General features: G+C 58.7%; 24 protein-coding genes, 1 tRNA gene and 1 riboswitch. Of the genes, 12 read left to right on the plus strand and 13 right to left on the minus strand.

Annotated features, from left to right (window positions below; all coding sequences use genetic code 11):
* Positions 1-249: 249 nt before the first annotated feature.
* A complete protein-coding gene (locus ACFP6B_RS02980; RefSeq protein ID WP_377126638.1) occupies positions 250-753 on the minus strand; it encodes a Dps family protein in 504 nt (167 codons plus the stop codon).
* 581 nt (positions 754-1334) lie between these two features.
* Between ACFP6B_RS02980 and ACFP6B_RS02985 the strand changes: the two genes are divergently transcribed.
* The 4 genes from ACFP6B_RS02985 to ACFP6B_RS03000 all read left to right on the plus strand — a co-directional run bounded on the left by ACFP6B_RS02985 (position 1335) and on the right by ACFP6B_RS03000 (position 6543).
* A complete protein-coding gene (locus ACFP6B_RS02985; protein ID WP_377126857.1) occupies positions 1335-2453 on the plus strand; it encodes a VIT1/CCC1 transporter family protein in 1119 nt (372 codons plus the stop codon).
* Positions 2454-2637: 184 nt separating this feature from the next.
* Positions 2638-3570 (plus strand): amino acid oxidase, encoded by a 933-nt coding sequence (locus ACFP6B_RS02990; RefSeq protein ID WP_377126641.1) that lies wholly within the window; start codon positions 2638-2640, stop codon positions 3568-3570.
* 342 nt (positions 3571-3912) lie between these two features.
* Positions 3913-5178, plus strand: coding sequence for a DUF418 domain-containing protein (locus tag ACFP6B_RS02995; protein ID WP_377126644.1), 1266 nt, complete (start codon positions 3913-3915; stop codon positions 5176-5178).
* 126 nt (positions 5179-5304) lie between these two features.
* Positions 5305-6543 (plus strand): heparan-alpha-glucosaminide N-acetyltransferase domain-containing protein, encoded by a 1239-nt coding sequence (locus ACFP6B_RS03000; RefSeq protein ID WP_377126860.1) that lies wholly within the window; start codon positions 5305-5307, stop codon positions 6541-6543.
* A gap of 78 nt (positions 6544-6621) precedes the next feature.
* Here the strand turns inward: ACFP6B_RS03000 and sucD are convergent, their stop codons facing one another.
* The 4 genes from sucD to pcrA all read right to left on the minus strand — a co-directional run bounded on the left by sucD (position 6622) and on the right by pcrA (position 12319).
* Complete coding sequence (gene sucD, locus ACFP6B_RS03005) at positions 6622-7536, minus strand: succinate--CoA ligase subunit alpha (RefSeq protein ID WP_377126647.1); 915 nt, start codon at positions 7534-7536, stop codon at positions 6622-6624.
* 33 nt (positions 7537-7569) lie between these two features.
* Positions 7570-8736: an ADP-forming succinate--CoA ligase subunit beta gene (sucC, locus tag ACFP6B_RS03010; protein ID WP_377126650.1), complete on the minus strand. Its 1167-nt coding sequence runs from the start codon at positions 8734-8736 to the stop codon at positions 7570-7572.
* 210 nt (positions 8737-8946) lie between these two features.
* Positions 8947-9555: a sarcosine oxidase subunit gamma family protein gene (locus tag ACFP6B_RS03015; protein WP_237199300.1), complete on the minus strand. Its 609-nt coding sequence runs from the start codon at positions 9553-9555 to the stop codon at positions 8947-8949.
* A gap of 67 nt (positions 9556-9622) precedes the next feature.
* The gene (gene pcrA / locus ACFP6B_RS03020) at positions 9623-12319 is read right to left on the minus strand and encodes a DNA helicase PcrA (RefSeq protein ID WP_377126654.1); all 2697 of its coding nucleotides are present in this window, start codon (positions 12317-12319) and stop codon (positions 9623-9625) included.
* Positions 12320-12413: 94 nt separating this feature from the next.
* Between pcrA and ACFP6B_RS03025 the strand changes: the two genes are divergently transcribed.
* Positions 12414-13118 carry a hypothetical protein gene (locus tag ACFP6B_RS03025; protein WP_377126657.1) on the plus strand — a complete coding sequence of 235 codons (705 nt, stop codon included), beginning with the start codon at positions 12414-12416 and terminating at the stop codon, positions 13116-13118.
* Positions 13119-13196: 78 nt separating this feature from the next.
* On the opposite strand, the gene ACFP6B_RS03030 is transcribed toward ACFP6B_RS03025, so the two are convergent.
* On the minus strand, positions 13197-14030 hold the full coding sequence (locus ACFP6B_RS03030) for an endonuclease domain-containing protein (RefSeq protein ID WP_377126660.1): 834 nt from the start codon (positions 14028-14030) through the stop codon (positions 13197-13199).
* Between the two features lie 251 nt (positions 14031-14281).
* On the opposite strand from ACFP6B_RS03030, the gene ACFP6B_RS03035 reads away from it, so the two are divergent.
* Positions 14282-14354 (plus strand) — tRNA-Arg (locus tag ACFP6B_RS03035).
* Between the two features lie 71 nt (positions 14355-14425).
* Here the strand turns inward: ACFP6B_RS03035 and ACFP6B_RS03040 are convergent.
* The 3 genes from ACFP6B_RS03040 to ACFP6B_RS03050 form a co-directional block, all read right to left on the minus strand.
* Positions 14426-14665 carry a hypothetical protein gene (locus tag ACFP6B_RS03040; protein WP_377126663.1) on the minus strand — a complete coding sequence of 80 codons (240 nt, stop codon included), beginning with the start codon at positions 14663-14665 and terminating at the stop codon, positions 14426-14428.
* Positions 14666-14894: 229 nt separating this feature from the next.
* Entirely contained in the window at positions 14895-15518 is a 624-nt protein-coding gene (locus ACFP6B_RS03045) for a C40 family peptidase (protein ID WP_377126666.1), read from the minus strand.
* Between the two features lie 4 nt (positions 15519-15522).
* Positions 15523-15667: riboswitch (cyclic di-AMP (ydaO/yuaA leader) on the minus strand.
* 486 nt (positions 15668-16153) lie between these two features.
* Entirely contained in the window at positions 16154-16846 is a 693-nt protein-coding gene (locus tag ACFP6B_RS03050) for a metal-dependent transcriptional regulator (protein WP_237207603.1), read from the minus strand.
* Positions 16847-17237: 391 nt separating this feature from the next.
* Between ACFP6B_RS03050 and serC the strand changes: the two genes are divergently transcribed.
* Complete coding sequence (gene serC / locus ACFP6B_RS03055; RefSeq protein ID WP_377126863.1) at positions 17238-18332, plus strand: phosphoserine transaminase; 1095 nt, start codon at positions 17238-17240, stop codon at positions 18330-18332.
* 88 nt (positions 18333-18420) lie between these two features.
* Here serC and ACFP6B_RS03060 read toward each other — a convergent pair whose 3' ends face one another.
* Both ACFP6B_RS03060 and ACFP6B_RS03065 read right to left on the minus strand, forming a co-directional pair.
* Complete coding sequence (locus tag ACFP6B_RS03060) at positions 18421-19791, minus strand: MFS transporter (RefSeq protein ID WP_377126670.1); 1371 nt, start codon at positions 19789-19791, stop codon at positions 18421-18423.
* Positions 19788-20348 carry a DUF3027 domain-containing protein gene (locus tag ACFP6B_RS03065; RefSeq protein WP_377126673.1) on the minus strand — a complete coding sequence of 187 codons (561 nt, stop codon included), beginning with the start codon at positions 20346-20348 and terminating at the stop codon, positions 19788-19790. The genes ACFP6B_RS03060 and ACFP6B_RS03065 overlap by 4 nt, the downstream gene beginning before the upstream one ends.
* Positions 20349-20454: 106 nt before the next feature.
* On the opposite strand from ACFP6B_RS03065, the gene ACFP6B_RS03070 reads away from it, so the two are divergent.
* The 4 genes from ACFP6B_RS03070 (at position 20455) to ACFP6B_RS03085 (ending at position 23593) form a co-directional block, all read left to right on the plus strand.
* The gene (locus ACFP6B_RS03070; RefSeq protein WP_377126676.1) at positions 20455-20700 is read left to right on the plus strand and encodes a hypothetical protein; all 246 of its coding nucleotides are present in this window, start codon (positions 20455-20457) and stop codon (positions 20698-20700) included.
* A gap of 126 nt (positions 20701-20826) precedes the next feature.
* Positions 20827-21537, plus strand: coding sequence for a response regulator transcription factor (locus tag ACFP6B_RS03075; protein WP_185174100.1), 711 nt, complete (start codon positions 20827-20829; stop codon positions 21535-21537).
* Between the two features lie 84 nt (positions 21538-21621).
* Positions 21622-23037, plus strand: coding sequence for a sensor histidine kinase (locus ACFP6B_RS03080; RefSeq protein ID WP_377126866.1), 1416 nt, complete (start codon positions 21622-21624; stop codon positions 23035-23037).
* 265 nt (positions 23038-23302) lie between these two features.
* Entirely contained in the window at positions 23303-23593 is a 291-nt protein-coding gene (locus tag ACFP6B_RS03085) for a WXG100 family type VII secretion target (RefSeq protein WP_377126680.1), read from the plus strand.
* Here the strand turns inward: ACFP6B_RS03085 and ACFP6B_RS03090 are convergent.
* Positions 23590-24510 carry an RNase H family protein gene (locus ACFP6B_RS03090; RefSeq protein ID WP_377126683.1) on the minus strand — a complete coding sequence of 307 codons (921 nt, stop codon included), beginning with the start codon at positions 24508-24510 and terminating at the stop codon, positions 23590-23592. The genes ACFP6B_RS03085 and ACFP6B_RS03090 overlap by 4 nt on opposite strands.
* Positions 24511-24590: 80 nt before the next feature.
* Between ACFP6B_RS03090 and ACFP6B_RS03095 the strand changes: the two genes are divergently transcribed.
* Positions 24591-25400 carry a 4'-phosphopantetheinyl transferase family protein gene (locus ACFP6B_RS03095; protein WP_377126686.1) on the plus strand — a complete coding sequence of 270 codons (810 nt, stop codon included), beginning with the start codon at positions 24591-24593 and terminating at the stop codon, positions 25398-25400.
* On the opposite strand, the gene ACFP6B_RS03100 is transcribed toward ACFP6B_RS03095, so the two are convergent.
* Complete coding sequence (locus tag ACFP6B_RS03100; protein WP_377126689.1) at positions 25397-26491, minus strand: isochorismate synthase; 1095 nt, start codon at positions 26489-26491, stop codon at positions 25397-25399. The two genes, ACFP6B_RS03095 and ACFP6B_RS03100, sit on opposite strands and share 4 nt — an antisense overlap.
* Positions 26492-26576 lie beyond the last annotated feature (85 nt).

Consider the following 26576-nt stretch of genomic DNA (forward strand, 5'->3'; position numbering starts at 1 on the left):
TCCGATGGGGTATCGGAGCCAGGCTTTGGCAGCCCTGACGGTCTAGGATTAAACCAGTCCAACTTTCGGGGGCTAGTTCAGACCGAGGTGCCGGAACATCTGGGGCATGCCCGCTACACCCATACAGAACTTAGCCTGGAAAAAATTAGGGCGCTACCCGAGGGCTAGAAGATACAAGCACATCAGTAAAGGCGGGTCTATCGTGCGATAGACCCGCCTTGACTGTTGTGATTCACGTATAAGTGGAGCTTACTTGAGGTTGCCCTGGCCGTCTTCCAGGTGACCGCGCAGGAACCACTGGAAGAGTTCCAGCTCGGCGGTCTGGCCAATGAGCAGATCCTCGGTAATGGGATCAATATCGCCCACCTTGGCAATAGCTGCCCGGTGATCTTCAATAAGGATGTTGTATACCTCGTTCAGAGCACGAATATGGGTCATGGCATCGGCCCGATCCACATCGTACTCGGCCCAGGTACGCTTCTCTACCAGGTCGCCAGAAAGACCGTTGGGGGCTACGCCCATGGTAGCCATGCGCTCGGCAATGGCATCAACAAAACCACGAACCAAATCAACCTGGGGGTCTAGCATTTCGTGAACGGCAATGAAGTTGGGGCCAACGACGTTCCAGTGGGCGTGCTTGAGCACCAGGTGAAGGTCATTGAGGGCGTGCAGACGCATCTGGAGAACGTCGGCAACGTGGTGGCCTGATTCTTCGGTCAGGCCGGGAACGGTGAATGAAGCGTACTTGCTCATGGCAGACTTTCCTTTCGGGGTTTCTAAGTGACTAGGGGGCTAAGTGTGGGAGCGCCTACCCTAGCCTGCTGTCTACCCTCAACCTTACGTACTTCCCCAGAGCTTTTCAAGGTTTATTGTGAATAAATCAAAATAAGGAAAACCTGGTGCGACAAGGACATATACCTATATAACAGCTTATGCAAGCCTAACCTCAGCAGTAATGATTAGGGCAGATAACCAACCCGCCAAGCTAGCTGCCCAACTAAGCGACTCGGGCTGGCATCTCCGGGACTAGAAAAAATTTTCCCGCTAACCTCCAACTGAACCTCTGAGTAATCCAGCTAGCTGCTATTTTGCATACGAGGCGGCCAGCTCGCTAGAGTGGGAAGAAGCGAAGGGGAGTAGCTCCCACAGGCAGGCAGTATCGAATCGGTGCCAAAGCGGTTTATCGACATACTGGTTACCCCCAGCGGGGCACCCGGTAAACCACCGCTTCCAAGAAGCGGCGAGCGAGACCTTCGGCTAAGAGAACTAGAGTTTCTTTGGCCGAAGTGTATGCAACCTACCCCCACTTCGGCTCCTGCTACAAGGAGAAAACCATGCCAGTGGCTAGCCCGACACCCCCCCTGAACCAGCCCAGTCCCCAACAGATACGCCGCTGGCGGCGCTACCTGGCCGAAGAAATATCAGAAGCCCAGATTTATGCAACCCTGGCCCAGCGCGCCCAGGGCAAGGAAGCAGAAATTCTTAGGCAGGTTGCCCAGGCTGAACTCCGCCACCAAGAGCACTGGCGAGCCCTGTTGGGTAAACATGCCCAGCCTGAACCCCGCCCCTCTATCTCGGCAAGACTCCTGCAGGTTCTAGCTAAAAATTTCGGGTCAGTCTTTGTTTTAGCCTTAGCCCAGCGAGCCGAAAGCCGTTCCCCCTACGCACATGACCCCGACGCTACCGAAGCTATGGCGGCCGACGAAGCTATACACGAGGAAATTATCCGCGCCCTCTCAACCTCAGGTCGCGAGAAACTCTCAGGCAACTTCCGCGCTGCCGTATTCGGCGCCAATGACGGCCTAGTCTCAAATGCTGCCCTCATTATGGGGGTAGGGGCCAGCGGGGCCAGCAGCTCCCTGGTGCTCCTATCGGGCGTAGCCGGACTCCTAGCAGGTGCCCTATCCATGGCCGCAGGAGAATTCGTCTCGGTGCGTTCCCAGCGCGAACTTTTAGCGGCCTCCCGCCCTACCCAGGTCACTCTAGACGTTGCCCACCAGCTAGATATCAACCAGAATGAGTTAGAACTCATCTACCGGGCCCGCGGTATGAGCCAGGAAGCAGCCAGACATCGTTCCATGGAACGTTTCGGCTACTTTACCTGCGACTGCGACCCCTCCCTTTCCTACCGTGACGATAGCCAAGCAGATTCCGCCGATAAGGAGCATCATGCCCTGGGCAGTGACGTGGGAGCTGCCGCCTCTAGCTTCTCCTTCTTTGCCTCCGGTGCCCTCATTCCGATCCTGCCCTATATTTTCGGACTTTCTGGCACTCCGGCCCTGCTCATCTCCCTCCTGCTAGTTGGCCTGGCCCTCATGGTGACCGGAGGAATCGTCGGCCTTCTCTCCGGTGCCTCCCCCCTCAAGCGAGGCCTCCGCCAACTTGCCATCGGCTACGGAGCGGCTCTAGCAACCTACCTCCTAGGCCTTATGTTTAGTGTCACAATTCTTTAGCCCCTCCCTCACCACTAGGAGATACATTCAGCACACCCAAGATAAAAAGTTATCCCCTAAGAGACCAAAACACCCCAGACCAGAACTTTAAGGGTAGAACAAATACAGCACTACAAGCCTTTGCCAGACATTCGCAGGGCTTTTAAAGCAAAACACTCGTACTTCCATAAGGACGCAACCTTACATGACTCGCACAAACGTAGACCGCCGCTCCCTGGCCCAGGCAACCCTTTGGTCGGCTCCCCTGGTTCTAGCTTCCAGCACCCTGCCCGCCTACGCTGCCTCCAGCCCCCGCACGCCCACCCTCGATGTACAGCACGGTATCTTCGTTACCACCCAGTACAACGGTGACTTCGTTGGCTACCAGGGAGCTAACGACTCAACCGGCCACCCCACCACCCCTGCCGCCTACTTCAACTCCCTACCCAATACCCCCGAAGCAGATATCAACTGGAACGACGCTACCAACCGTCCTGCCAACAATAGCTTCTACACCAACGGTGAAGGCTCCTTCACTCCGGCAACAAACGGCCAGAGCGCCAACCCCGGAACCTACCTGACCTCCACCGGTTTTTGGTTTTCGGTTCCCACCACCAACCTCGTCAGCGGCACCGACTACGTAGCCGAATCAGTAGCCACCCTAGAGAAGGGTGCTTCTTTCAGCACCGTTGTCGAGTTCGTGGTTCCCGCCAGCGCCACCCAGACCATCAACAACGTCAAAATTAACCGTATCGTCTGGAACCGGCAGCTATCAGGTCGCCTGGCTGACATCAATGCCTCTGGCGCCTCAGTCTACCTACAGACTGCCGGTATTGCCGGTGACTGGGTTGCCGAGAAGCCGACCATCACCCAGCAGGCCGATGGTTCCCTGCGCTTCCGGTCCACCATCACCTTCGTCACCAGCAAGGCCCTGACTCTGACCCAGAAGGAGCAGAAGTACTACGCCCAGGCCATGATTCTTCCTGCCACCATTGAGCTGAATCCTGCCCAGGGCTGGGAGAGTTTCTCCCTGACTTCCTCTGTAACCTCAGCTACCGTAACCTACTCTGCGCCTGGCTATAACTCCCAGGTCAAGGTTATTGCTGGCGATACCGTAACTTCTACCATCAACCCCTAGCGGTTAGCCCAGGTTCCAGATATTTTCTCAGGAATTTAAAAAATAGGGGCAGATTTCTTGCCTCACCGGGGCCTATCCAGCCTAAGCTGAGGTTAGTTCACTCAAAACTTTCACTACCCTCAGCTATCGGATAGGCCCTTGGTCTACCCGGTAGACAGTTTTACCTCCGCCACTGGCGGGCCTAAACCTAAAAAATTGCCAGAAAATTCTGTATATTTTCCGCCAAAATTCCCGCTGCTAGCCAGGTCGCAGAAGATACGCGCTAGTCAAAGATAGATTCTGAGGCTTACTCCCGCCCCGTAACCCAAGCAATCTTAAGAAGTCTATGGTAACCTCACGCCTATGAAGAATAAGCAGACACCTTCCCTCAGCACCTCGGGGCGCTACCTGGCCCTTGACGTCCTGCGCGGCATGGCCATCATAGGCACCCTGGCCACCAATATAAGTATTTTTGCCAGCACCGGAATTACCAACCTGGCATCAGCCCTGGACGGCGGCGGAGAAGAGCAGGTTCCGCTCACTTCGCTCCTAGTCAATCTAGTGACCGACGGAAAATGGATTGGCCTGCTGACCATCATGTTCGGCATCGGCCTAGAAATTCAGCGACAGAGCGCCCTCAAGAAGGGCAAAAGCTGGCCGGGCCGCTACCCCTGGCGAGCTGCCCTGCTGATTTTAGATGGCCTTCTGAACTATATTTTTATCTTTGAATACGATGTCCTTATGGGCTACGGCCTCACAGCCCTGGTTGTCTGCGTCGTTCTCGCAACCACACCAAGAACCCAGAAAATTTGGTTAGCTATCTCTCTTGTTGCCTACGTTCTCGTCATTGGGGCTATCTGGGCCAATTCAACCTTCTTCGCTCCCCTAGAGGAAGGTGACGCCCAAATCCAGCAATTCGCAGAAGGGGGCGACGTTCAGACCGAAGACATTCAAATGGCAACATCTACCTCCTACTGGGGAGCCGTTATCTTCCGTCTCGAAAATTTCTGGTCAGGTCGCTACGAGATTCCCATCATGTTTGTCATGGGTATCGCTCTCTTCCTAGCCGGGGCCCACCTCTACCGGGCTGGCCTCTTTAAAGCAGAACAGGGTGCCCTGCGGAAAAAGATTATGCTCTACTCCTTTACCCTGGGCCTTGCCCTTGACTGGTCCCTCAGGCTCTGGCAGGGCGGTATCTATTCTGGTGCCCTAGGGCGCTACCTGACCTCCACGCTGGTTTCTTTCGGCCTGCTGGCAGCGGTAGCCCACTTCTATGCTGGAGGACGGCAACTAGGGCCGCTAGGCTACTTCTTCACCATCATTGGACGCACAGCCCTGAGCTGCTACATTCTGCAAAATCTCATAGCTTCCATCATCTTCTACGACTGGGGCTTAGGATTAGCAGCTAAGATTGACCCTACCAATTCATCACTGGTCTGGCTTAGCTGGTTCTTGATAAGCCTGGCTCTTTTTGCCTTCTCCTGGCTCTGGCTCCGTTTCTTCCCACGCGGGCCGGTAGAGCTGATCTGGCATTCCTCCTTCATGGGTATTAATAAGATTCTCGATCAGCGTTCAGCCCGCAAGGCCGCTTCATCAGCGTCCTCAGAAAGCTCCCCTAAAACCGAGTAAACCAGCTCTTGACAGGGAAAGCCAAGATGAGACAAGGAAATATCCTATGACCCTAGCCCCCTCTGCTGCCCTGCAGAAGCCAGCTGGCAGAAGAATCAGTATCGCTGAGAGATTCTCGGCCCCCGTATTCCCGGGCTAGACCTAGCCCGGGCCCTGGCCATTATCGGAATGGTCGCGGTGCATACCACAACGGTTTCTACCCAGGTATCGCTCACCGACCCCGCTACCTGGAGCGGCCTAGCCAATGGCCGCCCGTCCTTGCTGTTCGCCCTGCTCGGCGGTATCTCTATCGCGCTTATGACGGGAAGAAAGCAGCTCCCCCAGGCAGCTGAGCTACCCCGTATTCGCCTTAACCTTACGGCCCGAGCACTGACAATTTTTGCTATCGGGGTTCTCCTTGAACAGTTAGCCACCAATGTAGCCGTTATTCTTACACTCTACGGGGCAATCTACTTTCTGCTCTTTCCCTTTCTGCGGCTACCTCCCAAAATTCTCTTTGGCCTATCTCTAGGCATCGCCCTGCTCGGCCCCCTCCTGGTGGAAATCCTCAATAAATTTTTCCCGGTTTCCATCGGCATGGGCCATGCCCTGCTTTTTCAGACCTCCTACTCCCTACCTGCCTGGCTAGCTACTATGCTCTTCGGCCTGGGTATAGGCCGGAGCATTACCGACTGGAGAAATATTAAGGTTGCCCTCACCTTCCTGGCTCTCGGTTTGGCTCTCACCAGCCTGGGCTACGGTCTAGGAAGTCTCTACCAGGGCGGGGGCCAAAGCCAGGCAGAAAAGTCCTCCCTGGCAGAAGACTTCTCCGGGAAAAGCCCAGAATTTTATGAGCAGCTATCGCAGGCAGAAGGCTGGGAGACAGAAAAAGATAAATCCCAGCTACCCCTCTCTGATCCCTCTCAAGAGACAGAGAGCGCTACTGATAACGAGATTATCAGTGCCTGGCCCGACACCCTCGCTACAGCCCTCTCAACGGACTGGGGAGCCCTAGCGATGGAGGCCCTGTTAACCTCAAGACCCCATAGCGGTGCTAGCGCAGAAATCATTGGCTCTGGAGGTATCAGCCTCATAGTGCTCGGTCTCTGTCTGCTGCTCTCTCGGCTGCTTCCCTATCTGCTCTACCCCCTCCTAGCCTTGGGCACTATGCCCCTGACCGCCTACTCCGCCCACGTCTTTATCATCTGGCTAGTCACCGGCCCTGGGGGTAACCTATCTTCCCTGCCCTTCTTCCTCTTCCTCACCACTGTGCTTATCTTGGCAAGTAGCCTATGGTTGCTCTTCTACCGGCGTGGCCCGCTTGAGGCCCTGACCCAAAAGGTAGCCAAGGCCATGTTAGGGCCTCTAGCAAGGACAAAAAACTAGCTTGAGATAGCTTAAAGGGGTCTTCCCCCTCCTGCTGACAGGAGGGGGAAGACCCCTAAGACTTTTGAGGAAAATCCTTTACTGAGCGAAAATAGCCCGAACCAGCTGCGCCGCCTCAGAAGGAGTCTTACCGACCTTAACACCGGCTGCCTCAAGGGCTTCCTGCTTAGCCTGAGCCGTACCGGAGGAGCCTGAAACAATGGCACCGGCATGGCCCATGGTCTTACCCTCAGGAGCAGTAAAACCTGCCACATAACCGACCACAGGCTTAGTAACCTTAGCCTTGATAAACTCGGCGGCCCGCTCCTCAGCATCACCACCAATCTCACCGATCATGACGATAGCTTCGGTCTCCGGGTCAGCCTCAAAGGCCTCCAAAGCATCAATATGAGTGGTGCCAATGATGGGGTCACCGCCAATGCCGATAGCGGTGGTGAAACCGATGTCGCGCAGCTCGAACATCATCTGGTAGGTCAGGGTACCTGACTTGGAGACCAGACCGATCTTGCCCTTACCGGTGATGTTGGCGGGGGTAATACCTACCAGGGATTCGCCGGGGGTGATGATGCCGGGGCAGTTAGGGCCGATGATGCGGGTAATCTGCTTGCCGTTGGCGTCCACCTTGCTCTTGGCGTAGGCCCAGAACTCGGCGGTATCGCCCACGGGCACGCCCTCGGTGATAACGACGACCAGGGGCACCTCAGCGTCGATGGCCTCGATCACGGCGTCCTTGGTGAAGGCCGGGGGGACGAAGACGATGGAGACGTCAGCGCCGGTTTCCTTGACGGCTTCAGCAACGGAGCCGTAGACGTTCAGCTCAACGTCGTTACCGGAGGCGTCCTTGTGGGAGACGGTGGTGCCAGCCTTGCGGGCATTGACACCCCCCACAATCTGAGTACCGGCAGCCAGCATACGGGCGGTGTGCTTGGTGCCTTCACCGCCGGTGATGCCCTGAACGATGACCTTGGAGTCCTTGTTCAAAAAGATAGACATTGTATAAACCTTCTAGTAATAATCAGCGGTGATTTATGCGGTGTGGGCCAGCTCGGCTGCCTTATCGGCACCAGAGTCCATGGTTCCTGCTAGGTAAACCAGCGGGTGGTTAGCTTCGGTGAGAATGCGGCGGCCCTCTTCGACGTTGTTGCCGTCCAGGCGAACGACCAGGGGCTTAGTTGCCTTATCACCGAGGATTTCCAGGGCCTTGACGATACCGTTAGCTACAGCGTCGCAGGAGGTGATACCACCGAAAACGTTAACGAAAACAGACTTGACCTGCTCGTCGTTGAGGATGATGTCCAGGCCTGCTGCCATCACCTCGGCAGAAGCACCGCCACCGATGTCGAGGAAGTTAGCGGGCTTGACATTGCCGTGGTTTTCACCGGCGTAGGCAACGACGTCCAGGGTAGACATGACCAGACCGGCGCCGTTACCGATGATGCCGACTTCACCGTCGAGCTTGACGTAGTTGAGGTCATTTTCCTTGGCCTTAGCTTCGAGGGGGTTCTCGGCTGACTTATCAACCAGAGCCTCGTGCTCGGGCTGGCGGAACTCAGCGTTATCATCGAGGGAGACCTTGCCGTCCAGGGCCAGAATCTTGCCATCGCCGGTCTTGACCAGCGGGTTGACCTCAACCAGGGTAGCGTCTTCCTTCTTGTAGACCTCGCCCAGCTTGACCAGCACGGCGGCGACGTCCTCGCGTACGTCCTCAGCGAAGCCAGCGACCTCCACAATCTCGGCGGCCTTCTCGGCGGTGATGCCGTCCATGGGGTTGACCTCAACCTTGGCCAGGGCCTCGGGGCGCTCGGCAGCCAGGGTCTCAATGTCCATGCCACCTTCAACGGAGCACATAGCCAGGTAGGAGCGGTTAGCGCGGTCAAGCAGCATGGAGAAGTAGTACTCTTCAGCGATGTCTGCGCCCTGGGCAATCATCACGCGGTGAACGGTGTGGCCCTTGATGTCCATACCCAGAATCTGCTGGGCGTACTCGTAAGCCTCATCAGCGGTCTTAGCGACCTTCACGCCGCCAGCCTTACCGCGTCCGCCCACCTTAACCTGGGCCTTAACAACGGTGACGCCACCGATCTTCTCAGCTGCTGCCTTTGCTTCTTCAGGGGTGGTAGCTACGATGCCCTGGAGCACGGGAACGCCGTGCTTCTCAAAGAGATCGCGTGCCTGGTATTCAAACAGGTCCACAGGTGTGTCCTTCTTCGTCGAAGTCATGCCAGAAAGCGGTGCTCCCGGCGTTTACATGTACGAAGTTCGGTGCCCGCCCCATTGCGAGAGCTGGAGCACACAAAGCTTCTCCACAAAGAAACTTTAGCGTACTTGCCTATAGGGGTGCGAACTTATTTCCCTCTGAATGAAACAAACCTGTCAGTTACCATCGACGCTCCCACACCGGGACTATTTGACCTTCTCGCAGGCGTCCAAAATATTGACCAGGAAGGGGGCTGTATCGGAGGCGCGAGGCACCATCAGATACTCCAGCTCGTCGATGCGCCAGAGCATGATACGGGCCTCAGCCACGGTGCAGGACAGGGCCTTGCCCGGGTCGAAGAAGTCCGGCGGGAAGTCGAAGTGCACGACCTCGTCGATGACGTCCGCCGCGGCAACCCCGCTCAGGTTCAGCACGGTGCGATTGACCGATACATCGAGCACCAGCCCCTCATCGCGCCCCAGGGCCGCGGTGAGCGCGCGCCCCAGCTTTACGGCGTCCACCCTGGTCACCACCAGGTACACGCCCTCTTCAACGTAGAGGCAGGCCACGACCTGGCGGGTGCCGTACAGCAGATGCAGGGCGGTCGCATCGCCAGTTACCTGCCCGCGAGTAGTGGGAAGGGCAGCGCCCAGCACCTTCTCAATGCGGCGGGCAGCATCGGTCGAGGGGTCAATTTCAATACGAAAAAGGAAGAGATCAGAAATCTCTTGAAGCTGCACGCGGGTATCGGTCACCTCATCCATTGCCTCCACAAATTCTTCGGCGATAGAGGGAAGGTTAGAGTCGTGATCCATGGTCATCCTTGAGTGAATCGGGCAGAAAAGAGCCCGGCACCACGGGCGGTACCGGGCTTCTTATATCTTAGTCGGTCTTTTTAGTCAGCGGCGCGTAGCGCAGCAGGAGTCGTTTCTCTTCTTTGGCGAAGCGCACCTTGGCGACGGTTTTATCGCCGGCCCCTTCAACCGCGGTCACGCGGCCCTCACCAAAGCTGGTGTGCTCAACGCGGTCGCCAACCGCGAGCGCCGGAATTTCCTTGTTCTGCTGCACGCGGGAGACCTGCCGGGCTGCTGCCTTGAGTCCGTAGGTGGAAGACCCGTTGACTTCGCTGGTGGACGGTTCGGCAGGACGCCGCCGCTCGGCCGGTTCGTCAAAGCGGCTGGAGTAGGTGGAGGACCCGTACGAAGAACCGTACCCGCTCGATGAGCCGCCGCGGTTGCCTGCCCAGCCGCCGCGTCCGCCCGCGTAAGCGCCCCCGTAGCCGCTACCGGAGTATCCGCCAAAGGAGGAGCCGGTGCGCTTCCAGTCAATGAGCTCTTCGGGGATCTCTTCGAGGAAGGGCGACGGCGGGTTGAACTGGCTCTGGCCCCACATGGAGCGGTTCTCAGCGCGGGTGAGGTAGAGGCGTTCCATGGCGCGGGTCAGGCCCACGTAGGCCAGGCGGCGCTCTTCGCTCATCTCCGAGTCGTCGGTGAGGGCTCGCTGGTGGGGGAAGAGGCCGTGCTCCATACCGGTCAAGAAAACCACGGGGAATTCTAGGCCCTTAGCGGTGTGCAGGGTCATGAGGGTAATGACGCCCTGGGAGCGGGCTTCTGCCACCTCTGCGGCAATCTGGGCGGCGGACGGCCCGCCCTCCTGCTCGGACTTGGGCTTGTTGGGGATCTGGTCGGCGTCAGCGACCAGGGCAACGTGTTCGAGGAAGTCCTCCAAGGTGGCACCTGCGTTGTCGATTTCGAACTCGCGCACGGCGTCCACCAGCTCTGAGAGGTTTTCCACGCGGGATTCGTCCTGAATATCCTTGGACTCGCGTAGAGCCGCCAGGTAGCCGGTCTGCTCCAGTACCGCCTCTAGGCAGGTGGCTGCTGACTCGGTGGCAGCTAGCTGAGCAAGGTCGTCGATCATCTGGGCGAAAGCGGCCATTTTCTTCACGGCGGCAGACCCCAGGCCGGGCACTTCACTGCCCTGGCGCAGGGTGGCCATGAAGGAGATACCGGTAGCGCGCGCGTGGTCGGCGACCACACTTTCAGACTTAGCCCCGATTCCGCGTTTGGGTTCGTTGAGCACGCGGCGCACGTTGATGTCGTCGTCGGGGTTGACCAGCACGCGCAGGTAGGCCAGGGCGTCCTTGATTTCCTTGCGCTCGTAGAAGCGGGTGCCACCGACTACGCGGTAGGGCAGACCCACGCGCATGAGCATTTCTTCAAGGGTGCGGGACTGGGCATTGGTGCGGTAGAAGATCGCCACGTCGCCGGGGGCGGTGCCGTGTTCATCGCGCAGGCGGTCAATTTCCTGGGCGATGTAGCGGGCCTCAGCGTGCTCGGACTCTGCCACGTAGCCGGTGATTTTGGCACCGTCGCCGCTGGCCGTCCAGAGCTTCTTGGGCCTGCGGCCCTTGTTGCGCTCAATCACGGCGTTCGCTGCCGAGAGGATGTTCTGGGTAGAGCGATAGTTCTGCTCCAGCAAGATGGTATGGGCCGCCGGGTAGTCCTGCTCAAAGTCGGTGATATTGCGAATATCAGCCCCGCGGAAGGCATAGATGGACTGGTCAGAGTCACCCACCACCGTCAGCTCAGCGGGCGGGTAGGCGTCGGGGTAGGGACCGTTATCGGCGGGGCCGGTCTCAGGGCGCAAGGACGCCGCACCCCCCACCAGCTGCCGCACCAGCTGGTACTGGGCATGGTTGGTGTCCTGGTATTCGTCCACCAGGATATGGCGGAAGCGACGGCGGTAGTACTCGGCTACCTGGGGGTGGTTCTTCAGAAGGTTGACAGTTTCAAAGATGAGGTCGTCGAAGTCCAGGGAGTTAGCGGCCCGTAGACGCTCGGTGTAGGCCGTATAGACCTTCGAAATCACGCCTTCCCAGGGGTCGGTGGGGCTGGTTTCAGCTGCGAACTGTTTGGCGCTGACCAGTTCGTTCTTGAGGTTAGAGATACGGTTGCCCACGACCTTGGCGGTGAACTTCTTGGTATCGAGATTCATCTGCTTGATAATCAGGGTCAGCAGGCGCTGGGAGTCAGCCGAATCGTAGATGGAGAAGGTCGATTTGAGGCCCAGGGCTTTTGCCTCGCGGCGCAGTACGCGCACACAGAAGGAGTGGAAGGTTGAAATCCACATGCTCTGCGCCCGCGGCCCCACCAGGGCGGTGATACGCTCCCGCATCTCGGCGGCAGCTTTATTGGTGAAGGTAATAGCCAGAATCTGCCCCTGGTGGGCACGCCCCGTTGCCAGCAGGTAGGCGATACGGTGAGTCAGCACGCGGGTCTTACCCGACCCGGCACCCGCCACAATCAGCAGGGGGCTACCGGCATGCTTTACCGCCTCAGCCTGGTGCTCGTTCAGGCCCGCCACCAGCGTCTCGGGATTGACGCTGGGAGCAGGGCGGACGTCCTCAAACTCAGGCATAAACCCGCCCACCTGGTAGGCAGGGGGCACAAAATCATCAGCCGGAGGGGCCGCATCGTAGAAGGGGTCGAAAGGAGGCTCGTCAAAGAAAGGCTCCCCCTCAGGCGCAGCAGAGCGCGGCGAGGCGGGCGCAGGCATAAAATCGTCGTCATCAAACATAGAAGAACCCTCCAAAGATCAACCGTCAACTCCCCATTTTAGGCGAGAGGGCCACAGCCCACACCCGATTGAGCTGACAGATAAGATAGACAGCATGGGTCTTTCAAAAGGTCAGAAGAAACGTCTCTACGGTGAAAACACGCAAGCGCACTCCCCCGCGCCGCCCGCAGCTCAAGCGGGGCGGACGTCCGCGCCCCCTCGCGGGCAGGGGGCAGGGCCGCGCGTTGTCACCGACTACAGCCGGGCAGAGCTTGCCGCCGAGCCGGAAAAGGGCGGGGGTTCCTATATTTTCTTGGGCGTTGCCTTTGTCGTGACGGTGCTGTTTTTGCTCTACTACTACCTCATGCTGCTACCGGGGGTGTCGGCGGCTGCCAGTGCTACCGCCCCGGAACTCATGCTGCGTTTTGACGCCCAACACCTGCAAACCGTAGCGGCGGGCCTGGGCGTAGAGGGCTTGCAGGCCTACCAGGTGCTCCACCGTTCAACGGGGCTCATTCTGCCCCTGATTTTTGCTTTCACCTGGTGGAATATGGTGCGAGCCTCCAAGTTTGAGCTGCTGGTGGGCCGACTGATGCTAACCCTGCCGGTGGCCTACGCTTTTGTGTTCATTGCCGGTGGTTTTGCCGTTGATTCAGCCCTAGCCGACCCGCTGGGCGGCGCTACCGCACTTGCTTCTCTTCTCATGACGGCCCGCTGGGCCCTGTTCGTGCTCTGCCTGGTGCAGCTGGGTTACCTGGCACTGCGACTGGTTAGAAGCAAGATGGACGCCTTCGCCCGCGGCGAGCTGCCCGGGCAGTGATGTTAGGCTAGCGTCCCGCCCGCGTCCGCCCCCGAAAAGTGCAAGTGCCTGTGCAAAAGTGACAGGCACTTGCACTTTTTAAGCGGCATCTAGTCGCCGCACCCCGTGCCGTAGCAACAGACAAACCACGTGCTGCGGGCGGTGGGTGAGGTCTTCATAGGTGATTCGCAAGACCTTCCAGCCCTCGTTCTCTAACTCGCGCTGCCGGAAGAGATCTTGTTGCCGCTGTTCGTCAAAAGACCGATAAGCCCCAGTGTACTTGATACGGCCGTCGACCTCGAGGATAAGCCTGAGGCGCCGCCACATAAAATCAGGACGATAGCGGCGGCCACTGCTCGTAACCACCCACCGCTGCAAGGCGGGCAGCTCAAGATTTTCAAGCACCATCAGAAAATACGCCTGAGATTCTAGCGGTGATTCAAGCTCGGTCGTCAGGCTCCGTGCCAGGATACGAGCTTGCTTCGCGCCGCGGTCGGAGACGGCTAGTAGCGCATCGTGCAGCAGGTACTGGTTGCAAAGGTTCTGGTGGAGAAAATAGTGTGCAACCGTCACCGTGGTGAGCGCCCGCTGGTGACCGATACAGCTCAGGACGGTGTCTATAGGTGAGAGAACCGTAAGGCCCTGGTGTTCCTGTGCCCTATTTATTGCTTCAGCAGGAGTGACGCAGCGGCGAATGCCCTGCTGTTTGCCGCGATCGCGCCAGGAACTCGCGAGGTAGATATGAGAGGGGAGTTCAAGGAGGGGCGCTCCCCAGGCAAGAGCAGCGGACGTGCGTGTAAGGACGGCGTGTGAGCGGGTTTTGCTCACCGCTATGTGGTGTATCAGGGCACGCTCGGTAGGGGTTGCCTGGGCGAGAGTCTGGGTTTTGATGTAGGCTCCCTGTCTGAGACGGACAAGCTCTTTGGACCGCACTGCGTCACTAATTTTGCGACTGGTCAGTCCCTGTAGTCGTAGATCACCGGTAAGAAGTACTGAGTTATATAGGTTCTGGCTCATGGTGTATAGGGTGACTGAATCAGGGATGTTGACGCTAGCCCTGTGGACGCAGGGGCCGGTTAGCGCGTCTTAACGCCGCAGGAAAAGTGCATATGCCGTCGACTTATCCACAGGCGTTTGCATTTTTCGGGTGGCGTATAGGTTTTCGTGTAAACTGGTGGGGTTGCGCCCTCGTAGCTCAGGGGATAGAGCACCGCTCTCCTAAAGCGGGTGTCGGACGTTCGAATCGTCTCGGGGGCACAAAAAGAGAGGGTATGCCATACTGCGCGAAGCGCTGGCATACCCTCTCTTTTTGTGCCCGCCTGGGGGCGTTAGTTGCGGGTTTTCTTTTTTCGGTAGGCTAGCCGAGAGATGACAAGCCCGAGGACGATGCCGATGCCGCCGGTGATGGAGACCCACATGGCTGCGTGCCCGACGAAGATGGCGATGATGAGGCCGAGGACGATGCCGGGTATGGCGCCGGCTACCATTCCGATGGCCATGTAGGTGAATTCTTGGTCGGATGAACCGGTCGGGTTTTCGAATTGGGGGCTGTTTAACTTCTGCGACATAGTTCCAATCCTAGCTGTGCCTTCTACCGGAGTCGAAAAGTGGGTATAAAAAATGCGCCCCAGCTGGTCGTCTGGTGCGCATGCGCAAACGTAGTGTTTGCGGGGGATCCTTACCGTGTGATGTGTGGTAGGAATTCTTGTGTTCATTTTTCAGTAGGAAGTTGACCAGCTACTGAATGAACGTCACCGACTGGGGCAGTTTTGGCTGCCCCGTACCGTGTGAGAAGTCTTAGATGCCAGCGGTGTAGTAACCGTCAACGGGCATGAAGCCGCCGCCGTCAACTGCGGTCAGCTGGGTGCCCTGTGAGGGGTTGAGAGCTGAGATCATCTGGCCGTTACCAACGTAGATGCCGACGTGTGCGTAGCCGTTGGTGAAGACGATGTCACCGGGCTGGGGGTTTGAGGTGGGGGTCAGCTCGGTTGCCATGGTGTAGGTGTAGGCGGTCAGGTTGATGCCAGCCTGTGCGTAAACGTAGGAGACGAAGCCTGAGCAGTCCCAAGCCTTGTAGGACTTGCCACCCCAAACGTAGGAGCCGCCGATGCCGTCGTAGGCAGCTGCCAGGACGGTTTCGCGAGCGGTTGACAGGTCAACGTTGCTGGAAACCTCGGTGGTGGTGGTTGCCTGGGTGGTGACGGTTGAGGTGGTCTCAACTGCGGTGTTTTCAACTACGGGAGCAGTTTCGTAGCCCCAGGTGTTGTAGTTGTAAGAGTGTGAAGCCAGTGCAGGTGCTGAGTGGGCGGGTGCTGATACTTCAGCTACTGCGAATGCGTTTGCGGGTGCAACGGTTGCGGCGAGCATGGCGCCTGATGCTGCAACGATACCTGCGGTGCGTACGATGGTTGACTTAGCCATTTTGTTTTCCTCCATTGCCGAACGAGGTGAGCTGTCGGGTTCGAGCATGAAGTTCGCTCGGCCGCAGAATCTGCGACTTAACCCCTAGGGTTCTCGGTGGAGAGCCCGAAAGGTGGGTCCCCCGCTTCTGCCGTGATGTTATTTTGTTTGTTTTCCTGTGAACAGTGGCAGAACTAGGCGGTGCTGTTCGTAGGGTGCTGATCCGACCAGTGATGAGCACGAAATAGAACATTACACAGCCTGGGCTGGTTTGTCACGCTTTGGTCACGATTTTGTTGCAAGACCCCCGGAATGCAAAGCAGGGTGATTGATTTTTTGGCTTTCAGGACGTGTCCAGCTGGGGCTTATGGGGCACATAGAGTTAGTTTTGACAAGGGAAAATAAAAGGATTTTAAGGCAGCCCCACAACACCCTCCCGCCGGCCCCCTATCAGGGTTTTGCCAGTCTTAATTTAACTGAGAAGCCGACCACTTAAGGCCCCGCACCCTCTCTACAGCCCTCCGCAGCCCCTCAGCCAGTCCCCCATCAGCACCTTACGCAACACCAAAAACAGCTTTTCACCCTCAGAACATCACAATTTGATAACAAAAAAGGTGCCTACCAGCCGGGTGGGCACCTTTTTCGTTATCAAACTGTTATCTTTTGACGATAATCGCTTCTGCTACTTCAGCGCTGAGCGTCAGCGCTTCGTCCTCGCCGTCCGCGTGAACCAGCACGGAGCCGTCCTTATTACCCAGAATCGACACCGTTGCACCGTAGACGATGCCCGCATCGCCCAGACGCTTCAGCAGCTGCACGTCGGTCTGGATAAACTCGGGCAGACGAGACACAGTAAAGCGGTCATCTTCAGATGAGTCGCGGCCCGCAATCGACATGGTAACGGTGCGGCCGTCGTTCTCTTCGCTCTCGGCGCCCAGCTCTTCCAAGCCGGGAATCGCGTTGCCGTAGGGGGAGAACTTAGGCTCATTGAGCAGTTCCAGCAGGCGGCGCTCCACACGCTCACTCATGACGTGCTCCCAACGGCAGGCCTCTTCGTGGATGTATTCCAGGTCAAGACCAATCACGTCAGCGAGCAGGCGCTCAGCTAGACGATGCTTGCGCATTACCTCCACTGCCTTCTGACGCCCTTCTTCGGTGAGCTGGAGGGAGCGGTCGCTAGCGACGGTGAGCAGACCGTGGCGTTCCATGCGGGCAACGGTCTGAGAAACGGTGGGGCCGGAGTGCTCAAGGCGCTCTGCAATACGGGCGCGCATGGGGGTGATGCCCTCTTCCTCAAGCTCCAGCACGGTGCGCAGATACATTTCAGTGGTATCAATGAGGTCTGTCATGCCTTCTCGAATCTCCTTGGGCCAGCCCGCACGGTGCACGGGTTGTTAGGTGCAGTGGTTTTGACCTTAATTGTATGCGCTACTAGGTCAGGGAAGCGTTTACTCTCTTCAAGAGCTGAAATTGTTGCGCCCGCACCGCGCACCTTCGGTTTGCAGCGCCGTCCACCACCAAGCCCTACACCGAGGCTATCTCACTATATAAATTTATTCCCCACATTTTGGGCCGGTACGGGGTGCTTGAGGGCCGCGGGGCCCGCGCAGGTTGCACAATAGAAACAGCAGGACGCCCGCGGCACCTCCCTCCCTCACATCAACGCAAAGCCGCCCGGCTGACCTCCTGCCCGTGTCTAGGAGATATTCAGTGACCACTTTTCCCGTGATTCCCACCGAGATGCTACCTGCCGATGGCCGTTTCGGTGCCGGCCCCTCGAAGGTCCGCCCCGAGCAGGTTGCCGCCGTATCAGCTGCTGCCACTACCCTGCTAGGTACCTCCCACCGCCAGGCCCCGGTCAAGAACCTGGTCGGTGAGATTCGCGAGGGCCTGCGCGCTTTCTACTCTGCACCCGATGGCTACGAGGTGATCCTGGGCAACGGTGGCGCCACCGCGTTCTGGGATGCCGCAACCTTCGGCCTGGTTGAGAACAAGGCTCAGCACCTGACCTTCGGTGAGTTTGGCTCTAAGTTTGCTTCAGCCACCAAGGCGGCCCCTTTCCTGGATGATTCCACCGTTATTTCTTCTGAAGCCGGCACCCGCCCCGAGGCCCGTGCTGAAGAGGGCGTAGACGTTTATGCTTGGCCCCACAACGAAACCTCAACCGGTGTTTTTGCCCCGGTGGCCCGCCCTGCCGGTATCGCCGATGATGCCCTGGTGCTGATTGACGCTACCAGTGCCGCTGGCGGTCTGGATGTTAACGTGGCCGAGTCCGACGTCTACTACTTCTCACCCCAGAAGAACTTTGCCTCCGACGGCGGCCTGTGGCTAGGCCTCTGGTCACCGGCAGCGATTGAGCGCACCGAGCGTATCGCCGCTTCTGACCGCTGGATCCCCGATTCCCTGAACCTGGTTACCGCCATTAGCAACTCCCGCCTCAACCAGACCTACAACACCCCGGCTCTGGCCACCATGATTATGCTCAATGAGCAGATCAAGTGGATGAACGAACAGGGTGGTCTGGCCTTTGCCGCAGCCCGTACCGCTGATTCTGCAGGCCGTGTCTATAATTGGGCCGAGGCTAGCGAGTACGCCACCCCCTTTGTGGCGAACCCGGCTGAGCGCTCCAACGTCATCGCTACCGTTGATTTCGATGAGAGCATCGATGCCGCTGCTATTGCCAAGACCCTGCGCGCTAACGGCATCGTCGATACCGAGCCCTACCGCAAGCTGGGCCGCAACCAGCTGCGTATTGCCACCTTCACCGCTATTGACCCCGAGGACGTCTCAGCCCTGCTGGCCTGCATCGACTACGTGGTCGAAAAGCTCAAGTAGTTGTAGCTAGGCAAAGATAAGGACGCCGCTCCCCGCTCACCTGCCGTGTGGCAGGAAGCGGGAGGCGGCGTCCTTCTTTTCTTAATCTTTAGCGGGGTTCTTGCAGGTCGATTGCTGCTGTGACCGGGGGCGGCTCCCGGTCAGGGCTCTCAGCGGTTTCAGGGCGCGGACGCAGCACCAGGCGGGTGCGGGCCTGCCTGTCGTAGTGCAGGTGCAGGTGCTTATATTTCATGATCCAGATCAGCCCAATCAGGGCCGCCAGAAAACCGGAGGCAGAGGCAACACCCAGGCCCCAGCGAGCGCCGAAGACGTCGTTGACCAGCCCGACCAGGGGTGAGCCGATAGGGGTACCGCCGATGAATACAGCCATGTACACGCTCATAACCCGCCCTCGCATGGCAGGCTCGGTTGTTACCTGCACGTAGGCGTTTGCTGAGGTGATGATGGTCAGTGCCATGAGCCCGAGCGGAATCAGGGCCAGGGCAAACAGCCAGAGGTTGGGGGCGAGTGCCGCCAGTAGGGTTGCCACGCCGAATCCCAGGCAGGAGGCAAACATGAACCGCATGCGTGGGGTATCCCGCCGAGCAGCTAGCAGGGTGCCTGTCACCGAGCCGATGGCAACAACGGAGTTCAGCAGCCCGAATTCACCCGCGCCCTGCCCGAATTCGGTGGTGGCCATAGCAGCAATATTGAGGGCTGTATTCAGGCCGAAAGTACCAATGAGGAAGGCTGCCACCATCACCACGATGATGTCGGGGCGATGTTTGAGGTAGGTAAGGCCGTCGCGCACCCGGTTGTGAGCGGCGGACGACCGTGGCAACTGCCGTAATTCATTCTCACGGATAGCGATGATTGCCAGAATCATAGCTATAAAGGTCACCGTGTTCAGCAGGAAGACCGGCCCGGTGCCCACCGCAACAACCAGCAGGCCGGCAACCGCCGGCCCGATCATGCGGGCGACGTTGAAGGACATGGAGTTGAGCGCTACGGCATTGGGCAGGTCTGCGTCTGAGACAAGTTCTGAGACGAAGGTTGACCGTACCGGGGAGTCCAGGGCTGAGATGATGCCCAGGGCTAGCGCGAAGAGGTAGACGTGCCAGATAGCAACATGGCCCGATAGCACTAAAAGCCCCAGCCCGAGGGCCAGCAGGCCCATGATGCTCTGGGTCCATAGGAGAATTTTTCGCCGATCGCCCCTATCAGCAAGCGCCCCCGCATAGGGGGCTAGGAAGAGGGGCGGGGCGAACTGCAAAGCGATGACGATACCCATCTGGGTAGAGTCGTGGCTTGAGAGGTCGTTGAAGACCAGCCAGTCCTGGGCGGTGCGCTGCATCCAGGTGCCGATGTTAGAGACAAGGGCACCAATGAACCAGAGACGGTAGTTAAAAATCCACAGTGAGCGGAAGGTTTTATTCCTCCCGTTCATGGGCTGGGGTTCTCGTCTCTGGGTGGAGGTCATTCAGCGCTGGCACCTACCTGAGCTTCTTCGGTGAAGTCGGTATCGTCCTCGCTCTCTGAGGCGCTGTCACCGTAGTCCGCATCGTCATGGTCGTACTCTTCTTCCTCCCGGTCTTCGGGCAGGAGGCGGTCGGCCCAGGGCACCCAGGCCGGGGCCAGCAGGGCGTCATCGCCGGGGAGCAGGCCGACCTCACAGACGGTTGCTACCTTTGAGCGGGGAGCACGCGAGAGGGTGGCAAACCAGAACCAGCCACGGTAGCCGGGAAGGGTACATTCAAAAAGGTGGGTGGTGAGGCGTTCTTCTTCACCGCGCAGGTGGTGGACGGGGCCGATAGCGTTTTCCGGGGCGATGTCGGCTAGGCCTGCGAGGGCTACGTCTTTAGCTGCGGCAAGGACGGCGTCGACCTTGCTGGTACGACGACGGCGAGTGGGCTCGCCCAGGGTTGGTTCAGGGGCGGACGCCGGTACCTGCTCAGCGGCTTCGGGGCCGGGCTGCTCGTAGCTTTCTGCGCTCGAAGCGCCGGGGGCTGTTAGCTCGTCTTTTACCTCTTCAGTCATACTCCTATTAAAGCAGGCCGGTAGAGGCTGTGGCCGCTGCTCTTCCTCCCGGCGTAATACCCGTGCTTCTTTAGGTAGCTATAGCGGGCCTTGATAGCTTAGAGATATGTCTTCTGAACACACTGAAATTCCTGAGCTACCCTACGGCGGTGGTATCCGGGCGCTGGGGCTTGCCGCCGGCGTCCTCATGCTGGTGGGCACCCTCTCCGGTGTCACTATGCTGTTGCTGAAGTGGGCTACCGGAGCTGCTCCTGAGATTTTGAGTATTACACCGCTGCTGACTCTACCGCTAGCTTTTTTGGCCTTGTTAGGATCCCTGTTTCTCACTCTGCTTCGCCGCCGAGCTAGCTAGAGACTGAGCTCTGCCCTTTTGCTCACGGCGTACTTACCGTATTTTCCCAGCAGGGCTAAGGCAAACTCAGCAGAACATACAGCTGCACACAGCTAGTGCACAGGTAGTAAGCGCACAATTAAAAGCGTGAATACCAAAGAACCTGAAGCAAAACTGCTGGTCGTCGACGACGAACCCAACATTCTAGAGCTCCTCGCAACCTCCCTGCGTTTTGCGGGCTTTGAGGTTGTCACCGCAGCCAACGGCCGTGAAGCCCTTGAGAAGGCTGAAACCGAGTCACCCGACCTGGCTGTACTCGATGTCATGCTGCCCGATATGGACGGCTTCACCGTCACCCGCAAGCTGCGTAGCTCCGGCCGCCTCTTCCCCGTCCTCTTCCTCACCGCTAAGGACGACACCGAAGACAAGGTCACCGGCCTGACCGTCGGCGGCGATGACTACGTCACCAAGCCCTTCAGCCTCGATGAAGTTGTGGCCCGCATCCGCGCCGTCCTGCGCCGTACCCAGCCCCACATCGAAGAAGATTCCCGCCTGCGCGTAGATGACCTGGTGCTGGACGACGACGCCCACGAGGTCTTCCGCGGCGACCGCGAAATCGACCTCTCCCCCACCGAGTTCAAGCTCCTGCGCTACCTGATGCTCAACCCCAACCGTGTGCTGTCTAAAGCCCAGATTCTGGATCACGTATGGGAATACGACTTCAACGGCGATGCCTCTATCGTGGAGTCCTACATCTCCTACCTGCGCCGCAAGATCGATAATGATCAGAACCTACCCCCGCTGATTCATACCAAGCGCGGCGTCGGCTACCTGCTTCGTACCGCTAACAAAAACTAAGGGGTTACGAGTTTGCGCTCTCGTCTCTCTGTGCACCGGCTGGGTTCGCTGTCCTTGCGAACCCAGCTCGTGCTTTTAACATCTATGCTGCTGGCTCTGGCCATCTCTGTGATGTCTCTGGTTGCTATTTCAGCGATTCGGGGCAAAATGATGGATCAGCTCGACGATGAGATTACTGCCAGCTACAGCTACCTGGTCACTGCGGTCTATGCTGACCAGCAGCTATCACAGACCCAGGGAACTTTTATTCCCTATGAAGCATATTTACTAGATAGCGACGGGAATATCGTACGCCCGGTGGCAACTCTGGCTGATGAATCCTCCTCCCCCGTCATTTCGGGTCTCACCGCCGATAACGTCAAGCGCTACAACAAGGCTGCCCTGACGGTGCGTTCAGCCAGCGGCCACACCGAATGGCGCCTGATCGCATTCCCGGTTGAAGACACCAACCAGACCCTGGTCATTGCCGCACCCCTGACCCAAATCAATCAGACGGTAGCTATCGTGGGCAGCTTAACTATGCTCTTTGGTGTGGCAACCCTCTTAGCCTCTATTGCGCTGACCTGGGTGATTGTTACCAGAGCCTTTGAGCCCCTTGCCCGCGTGGAGCAAACCGCTGCCCAGATTGCCGCAGGCGACCTCTCCCAGCGTATTGAGAACTACAGCCCCTACAACGAGATTGGCCACCTCACCACCTCTTTGAACACCATGCTCTCGCACATCGAAGAGGCCTTTGACGCCCAAAAGCGGTCAGAGGTGAAGATGAGGCGTTTCGTGGGCGATGCTTCGCACGAGCTTCGCACCCCGCTAGTATCGATTCGGGGCTATTCTGAGCTCTACCGTATGGGCGGCCTGCCCAACGATGAGGCCGTGGCAATGGCTATGGACCGCATTGAGTCAGAGTCGAAGCGCATGGGCCAGCTGGTAGAAGACCTCTTGACCCTGGCTCGTCTCGACGAGCGCCGGGTTGCCGAGAACGCCCGGGTAGACCTGCTGAAGCTAGCTACGGACGCCGCTAATGACGCCTTCGCCTCGGCCCCCGACCGCACCATCGAGGTGGTGGGGCTAGAGGGTGCAGAAGCTCTTACCTCCCTGGTCTGGGGCGATGAGCAAAGACTGCGCCAGGTCATCGCCAACCTGATGACCAACGCGCTGCGCTACACCCCGGCGGGCTCCCCGATTGAAATTGCGGTCGGGTCGGTGCCGGGCGTTGATGGCACGTGGACGTCCGTGCTCCAGGTTCGCGACCATGGCCCGGGTATTCACGGTGAGGACGCCGAGCGCGTCTTCGAGCGCTTCTACCGGGCCGATACCTCACGAACCCGGGAGACAGGCGGCACCGGCCTTGGCCTGGCTATCGTCGCTGCGATTGTGGGCCAGCATGACGGCACAGTGCGGGTTGAAGAAACCGAAGGTGGCGGTGCTACCTTCACGATTCGTCTTCCGCAGTACAGCGACCGTACCGGACCTATTCCGCTGGTTGCGGGGGAACAAGCCTAGAGTCTCCATCAGCCCCAGCTGCCGGTGTAGGAGACCTGTGGATAGCCTCTCGAAGCCGTCATAGAGACGTCATCACTGCACCGTTTATCGCTTGTAGCACTGACCCGAACCCCGCCTCACTAGCCTGGCTAGTGAGGCGGGGTTTTCCACAGGTTCTCGTTTTCTTCCGCTACCAGACCTCTCTCCCCTAGGCTCAAGGTCATCAGGCACCTCTACCTAGCGGTACCTGTCCCACCCTTAGACCTAACTTTAAAAGGAGAGCCCCATGGCCCAGTTCAATGTCGATGCAGACCTCATTGCCAGCAAATCAGCCCAGGCCCGCGCCCAGGTAGAGACCATCGTTTCGGAGGTAAACGCTCTAACCGCTTCCCTCCAGGACCTTCAGGGATCGTGGACTGGCTCTGCGTCCGCTAACTTCCAGGGCGTGCTCGCTAACTGGCGAGCTACCCAGCACCAGGTGGAAGAATCTATCGCCCAGATTAACGAGGCACTCTCACGAGCTGGTGTGAACTACTCAGAAACTGAAATGGCTAATGCCGCCATGTTCGTGGGTTAGTCTCTCGTCGCAGTGTCCTGGCGGTAGCGGAGCTTCCAGCTGCCGCCAGTGAGTACCCAAGTACTGGAACGCACCAGGGTTCCCCGCGCTGTGGGAACCTTGGATACCAGTAGGGCTGCGCCCTGCCCCAGGGCTACCGACGACAGGCACTCAGGTTCCCCCGTCGTTGCACAGGCCCGCTCGCGGTAAGCCAGCACCGTTACCCTATCTGTTACCTGGCCAGTCGGCACGGTCCAGCTCAGCTCGGGGTGCAGGAGGGCTCCTAACAACTTTTCTGACCCATAGATAGATGGCTTGAGCATCTGCTCTTCGTGGGCGAGCGCTTCTGCTACAGGGTCTGTCGTGCTCTTAGCAACCTGCTGGGTCAGTTCCTGGGTTTTCTGCTGATGAGCTGTAGTGACCTCTTCGGTAGTTGTGCCTTTGTCCCTTGGCCTCTCGCTCCGAGCAAGCCGCAGGCCGGGCCCAGCGTCTACCGGAGTGCCATCGCGGTGGGCCTGGGCAGCCCGGTTGGCGCGCTCGTCCGCGGCCTCGTTCAGAGGATGGCCGGTATGCCCCTTGACCCACTCAAAGGAGTAGCTTCGCCCCTGGATAGCTCGATCAAGGGCCTGCATGAGGTCAACATTGAGTACCGGCTTGCCGTTGCTTTTCTTCCAACCCTTTTTCTTCCAACCGGGCATCCACTTGGTGATGGAGTTGATGGTGTACTGGCTATCGCAGATGACGTGCAGATGGTCCTCTGCCCGGTCTGCTGTTGCTTCAAACAGGTCAAGTACCGCTTTGAGCTCGCCCATGTTGTTGGTTCCGTGCTCCCAACCACCGGCTGCCCAGTTATCTTCGTTGATGTACCAGGCCCAGCCAGCGGGCCCGGGATTGCCCAGGGCAGAGCCATCTGCGGCAGCGATGATTTTTTCGGTCATGGTCCTCGAACTTTCAGGTTGTGGGCGCCTTTTATTCTACGCGCCGCTCCACTTGGAGCATCACCGTTAGAATGGTCATCATGGTTCACCCTTCAGCTACCGCCGAGGCAGCGAGCGCCCAGCTCACCCTTTTTAGCATGCCCGCAGAGACCCTCCGCACGGGTCACGGGGTGAGTTGGCTGGCTTATGTCGGTATTGAGGAGCAGGTAAGAGCCTCTGAATTCAAGAATCCGGACGAAGCGCTTGCCTTTGCAGCCCAGCACACCCTCATGCGGTGTATGGCGGCGACCCTGCTCGGGGTTAAGGCGACGGCGGCCGCAGATATAGCGGTAGACCGCACCTGCCTTTTATGTGGAAGCGGGCAGCCTCACGGCAAGCCACGTATTGAGGGGGTCAACCTCAGCATGGCAAGGGCCCTAGGGCTGGCGGCCGGGGTAACCGGACCGACCGGGCTCAGTATAGGGCTCGATCTCATTACTGTGCGCGGTAGCTATTACGATAGCTTCGACCGCATCGCCCTCGCCGACTACGAAAAGCGGGTGGTGGCGTCCTTACCTGCCGCGGAAGCAGCCTTAGCCAGACACCTGCTCTGGAGCGCTAAAGAAGCGGTACTCAAGGCTACCGGCTACGGCCTGGCGCTAGCACCCAGCACCGTTATGCTGGCGTTGCCGCCCCTACCCGCCACGCTGGAAGAAGCCCACGGGCTTACGGCTAGAGCTTCAGTACAGCTACCCGGTGAGGCCGAGTCTCGCACCTACTGGGTGACCTGGCAGGTTCACGAAGGCACCTACCTACTAGCTATTGCCAGCGACCAGCCCCATACCCTCACCAGCCACAGGGTTACAGCGCCGCTCATGGTGCGCCGGGCTCTAGAGCAAGAAATGCGCTAGAGCTCTAGGGAGCCCAGATTAAGCCCCAGGGCCCGGGCGAAGGTCCCCAGCTTGGTTGCGGTCTCAGCGTGCTCGTTAGCCGGGGTGGAATCTTTCACAATTCCGGCGCCCGCGAAAAGAGTAGCCTGTAGTGGAGCAACCTCAGCACAGCGCAAAACCAGGTACCAGCTCCCCTGCCCGTGGGCGTCCATGTACCCCACCAGACCGCCGAAGAAGCCCCGGTCGAAAGGCTCTAGCTCTTCAATCAGCCCCCGAGCCACCTCTGTAGGTGTGCCGCAAATAGCCGGGGTAGGGTGGATGGCTCGGGCTGCCTGCAGCGACGAGACACCGGGCAGCAATTGGCCGGTGACCGGCGTACTGAGGTGCCAGAGCTGGGGTGTAGAAATAAGTGAAGGTACGGCGGGCACATCCATCTGCACGGTAAGGGCCTCTAGCCGCTGGCTGATGTCATTGACCACCGTTGCGTGTTCGGCTCTGTCCTTAGCGGACCGCATGAGAGCCTCACCGATTTGGGCATCGTCGGTGCTCCCCGGGGCAGCAGTTCGGGCAGCGGAGCCAGCCAGGGGGACAGTTCGAAACGCGCTCCCCTCCGTCTGAAACACCAGCTCGGGAGAAGCACCCATAAGGTAGTTTCCATTGGGCAGCTGAGCACTAAAAACGGTAGCCCGCTGCTGCTGGGCACGCAGGGTATCAAAGAGATGGGGCAGGTTCAGTTCTTGCTCGTACTGCACCCGCAGCAGGCGGGCCAGGACGACTTTATCAAGCTGACCCCGGTTCATCAGCTCAACGGCATGGGCGACGGCTGCCCGGTACACGTCACTGTCAATTCCCTCAACCAGGGCAGGAGCCGGCTGGTCCGCCGTATCGTCATCGGGTAGGGGGGTATCTTCTCGCACCCAGCGGTCAGGAACGGCAAGCTGGGCCGGAGCGTCCGGGTCAAAGGGTATCAGCCCCACGACCGCAGAGCCCCGGCGCTGGGCCAGGCTCAGAGCGTCTGCCTCGCTCACCGGAGTCAGGGCACCTTCAGCCCGCACTACGGTAGTGCCTTCAGCCAGCATAAAAGGCGAAGGCAGGGCAGGGAGCTGAGGCATTTTACTTTCTTTCACACTTATTCGGGGAGCGGAGTTGGGCTTCTTTCACCCTAGTACACAGACCTGATGAGAGCCTAAAAACAGG

Source organism: Rothia nasimurium (genome assembly GCF_042660305.1).
GTDB lineage: Bacteria > Actinomycetota > Actinomycetes > Actinomycetales > Micrococcaceae > Rothia > Rothia nasimurium.

What these genes read in the sequence shown, in the direction of transcription:
- ACFP6B_RS02980 (WP_377126638.1), bottom strand. Translation starts at nt 753, where the DNA reads ATGAGCAAGTACGCTTCATTCACCGTTCCCGGCCTGACCGAAGAATCA.
- ACFP6B_RS02985 (WP_377126857.1), top strand. Translation starts at nt 1,335, where the DNA reads ATGCCAGTGGCTAGCCCGACACCCCCCCTGAACCAGCCCAGTCCCCAA.
- ACFP6B_RS02990 (WP_377126641.1), top strand. Translation starts at nt 2,638, where the DNA reads ATGACTCGCACAAACGTAGACCGCCGCTCCCTGGCCCAGGCAACCCTT.
- ACFP6B_RS02995 (WP_377126644.1), top strand. Translation starts at nt 3,913, where the DNA reads ATGAAGAATAAGCAGACACCTTCCCTCAGCACCTCGGGGCGCTACCTG.
- sucD (WP_377126647.1), bottom strand. Translation starts at nt 7,536, where the DNA reads ATGTCTATCTTTTTGAACAAGGACTCCAAGGTCATCGTTCAGGGCATC.
- ACFP6B_RS03015 (WP_237199300.1), bottom strand. Translation starts at nt 9,555, where the DNA reads ATGGATCACGACTCTAACCTTCCCTCTATCGCCGAAGAATTTGTGGAG.
- pcrA (WP_377126654.1), bottom strand. Translation starts at nt 12,319, where the DNA reads ATGTTTGATGACGACGATTTTATGCCTGCGCCCGCCTCGCCGCGCTCT.
- ACFP6B_RS03025 (WP_377126657.1), top strand. Translation starts at nt 12,414, where the DNA reads ATGGGTCTTTCAAAAGGTCAGAAGAAACGTCTCTACGGTGAAAACACG.
- ACFP6B_RS03040 (WP_377126663.1), bottom strand. Translation starts at nt 14,665, where the DNA reads ATGTCGCAGAAGTTAAACAGCCCCCAATTCGAAAACCCGACCGGTTCA.
- ACFP6B_RS03045 (WP_377126666.1), bottom strand. Translation starts at nt 15,518, where the DNA reads ATGGCTAAGTCAACCATCGTACGCACCGCAGGTATCGTTGCAGCATCA.
- ACFP6B_RS03050 (WP_237207603.1), bottom strand. Translation starts at nt 16,846, where the DNA reads ATGACAGACCTCATTGATACCACTGAAATGTATCTGCGCACCGTGCTG.
- serC (WP_377126863.1), top strand. Translation starts at nt 17,238, where the DNA reads ATGCTACCTGCCGATGGCCGTTTCGGTGCCGGCCCCTCGAAGGTCCGC.
- ACFP6B_RS03060 (WP_377126670.1), bottom strand. Translation starts at nt 19,791, where the DNA reads ATGACCTCCACCCAGAGACGAGAACCCCAGCCCATGAACGGGAGGAAT.
- ACFP6B_RS03065 (WP_377126673.1), bottom strand. Translation starts at nt 20,348, where the DNA reads ATGACTGAAGAGGTAAAAGACGAGCTAACAGCCCCCGGCGCTTCGAGC.
- ACFP6B_RS03070 (WP_377126676.1), top strand. Translation starts at nt 20,455, where the DNA reads ATGTCTTCTGAACACACTGAAATTCCTGAGCTACCCTACGGCGGTGGT.
- ACFP6B_RS03080 (WP_377126866.1), top strand. Translation starts at nt 21,622, where the DNA reads ATGCTGCTGGCTCTGGCCATCTCTGTGATGTCTCTGGTTGCTATTTCA.
- ACFP6B_RS03085 (WP_377126680.1), top strand. Translation starts at nt 23,303, where the DNA reads ATGGCCCAGTTCAATGTCGATGCAGACCTCATTGCCAGCAAATCAGCC.
- ACFP6B_RS03090 (WP_377126683.1), bottom strand. Translation starts at nt 24,510, where the DNA reads ATGACCGAAAAAATCATCGCTGCCGCAGATGGCTCTGCCCTGGGCAAT.
- ACFP6B_RS03095 (WP_377126686.1), top strand. Translation starts at nt 24,591, where the DNA reads ATGGTTCACCCTTCAGCTACCGCCGAGGCAGCGAGCGCCCAGCTCACC.
- ACFP6B_RS03100 (WP_377126689.1), bottom strand. Translation starts at nt 26,491, where the DNA reads ATGCCTCAGCTCCCTGCCCTGCCTTCGCCTTTTATGCTGGCTGAAGGC.